Genomic DNA, 1741 nt, shown 5'->3' on the forward strand with positions numbered 1-1741 from the left:
CCCCCGGCAGCAGCGGCTGGCCGCGCGGCAGGCGGGCGGCCTGGGGCGCGATGGCATGGCCGAACAGCGCCCGCCCGTCGCGCAGGCGGATCACCCGGTCCTCGGCCGGGCGGCCGCGCATCAGGTCGGGCAGGTCGTCCATCGTGAGGGCGGCCACCTCGTCCAGCCGCCGGCCCAGCAGGTCCGCGCCCAGGGCCGCCTGGGCCGCATGGGTCATGCCGATCACCCGGCCCCCGGCGTCCAGCGCGACCGCGGCCTCGGGGTCCACCTCCAGGAAATCGGGGGCCGAGGACAGGCGCAAGACCCAATCGCGGCGCGACACGGCCATCAGGTTCGCCATCTCGACCCGCCGGGCCGAGGCGCGCACCAGGGTCATCGCCAGGTTCTGGCTGGCCTTGGGCTGCGGGGACCGCAGCAGCGACAGATCCAGCACCGCCGTCAGTTGCCCTGTGGTGTCGAAGATCGGCGCGGCGGTGCAGGACAGGGGCGTGTGGTGCAGGTCGAAGTGATCGGACTGATGGATCGTCACGGGCTCGCCCGTGACGATGCAGGCGCCGACCCCGCAGGTGCCCGCCAGGTGTTCCGACCAGTCCGACCCCAGGTAAAGCCCGGCCTGGCGCAGCTCGCCCTCGAAGCGGTTGTCGCCGAAGAAGTCCACCGTCACGCCCTTGGCGTCCGCCAGCAGCAGGACATAGTTCTGCCCCGCCACCTGCCGGAACAGCGCGCCAAGGCCCGACCGGGCGATGGCGATCAGGCGCTCGGACTGCTCGCGGTGGCTGCGCAGCTCGGCCTCGGTCACGATATGGGCGGGGGACGGGCGCGCGGGGTCCAGGCCCCAGCGTTCCACGCAGCGCCGCCAGCTGCGCTGCACCACGCCGTCGCGGCCCGTGGCCTGCCCCTTCAGCACGCGGTCGATCTCGGCCAGGTGGTCCCTGTCGCGCATGGTCCTCCTCCATCCGCAGCGGTCCGGTCCAGCAAGGCACAAGGCGCGCCCCCTGTCCAGAGGACCATCGTCCCTGCGGTGGCGCACAGCCCCTGTGCGCCCGGCCCCATTCAGTCCCGGCCCAAGTCCCGCTAGACAAGGCCCAAGCCCGCCAGCCAGGAGACGCCATGCCCCGCAACACGCCCCGCCGCTATGGCGGCATCGCCCGCACGCTGCACTGGCTGACGGCGCTGATCATCGGGGGCAACATCGCCCTGGGCCTCGCGGCCAACCGCCTGCCGTTGGAGGCGATCGACGCCAAGGTCCGGCTGTTTTCCCTGCACAAGACGCTGGGGATCGCGGCCTTCGCGGTGGCGGGGATCCGCATCCTCTGGGCCGTCAGCCAGCCCCGCCCCCTGCCCGTCCACCCCGAGCGCAGGCTGGAAACCTTTCTGGCCGAAAGCGTCCACTGGATCCTGTATGCCGCGCTGCTGCTGGTGCCGCTGTCGGGCTGGATCGAACATGCCGCGACCGAAGGCTATGCCCCGATCCTGTGGCCCCTGGGCCAGGGCCTGCCCCTGGTGCCGAAATCGCCGCACCTGGCCGAGACCATGGCATCGGTCCACCAGACCTTCGCCTGGCTGCTGATCGGCGCGGTGGCCCTGCATGTGGCGGGCGCGCTGAAGCACGCGCTGATCGACCGCGACGGCGTGCTGGCCCGGATGCTGCGCGGACGCCCTGCGGGCCCCGCCACCGCGCGCCGCCACCGGACGCCCGCCCTGGCCGCCATCGCCGTCTTCGCGGCGGGCACCGCCCTGG

At 73.2% G+C, this 1741-nt stretch carries 2 protein-coding genes; one reads left to right on the forward strand and one right to left on the reverse strand.

Annotation, left to right across the window (positions count from 1 at the left end; genetic code table 11):
• Nucleotides 1-943: sigma-54-dependent Fis family transcriptional regulator (locus JX613_RS19625; protein ID WP_207103155.1), on the reverse strand; the 943-nt coding region annotated here is incomplete at its 3' end.
• A 167-nt stretch (nt 944-1110) separates the two neighbouring features.
• On the opposite strand from JX613_RS19625, the gene JX613_RS19630 reads away from it, so the two are divergent.
• The coding region (locus JX613_RS19630; RefSeq protein WP_207103156.1) for a cytochrome b at nt 1111-1741 on the forward strand (631 nt) is incomplete at its 3' end.

This window comes from Paracoccus shandongensis (assembly GCF_017315735.1).
Taxonomy (GTDB): domain Bacteria; phylum Pseudomonadota; class Alphaproteobacteria; order Rhodobacterales; family Rhodobacteraceae; genus Paracoccus; species Paracoccus shandongensis.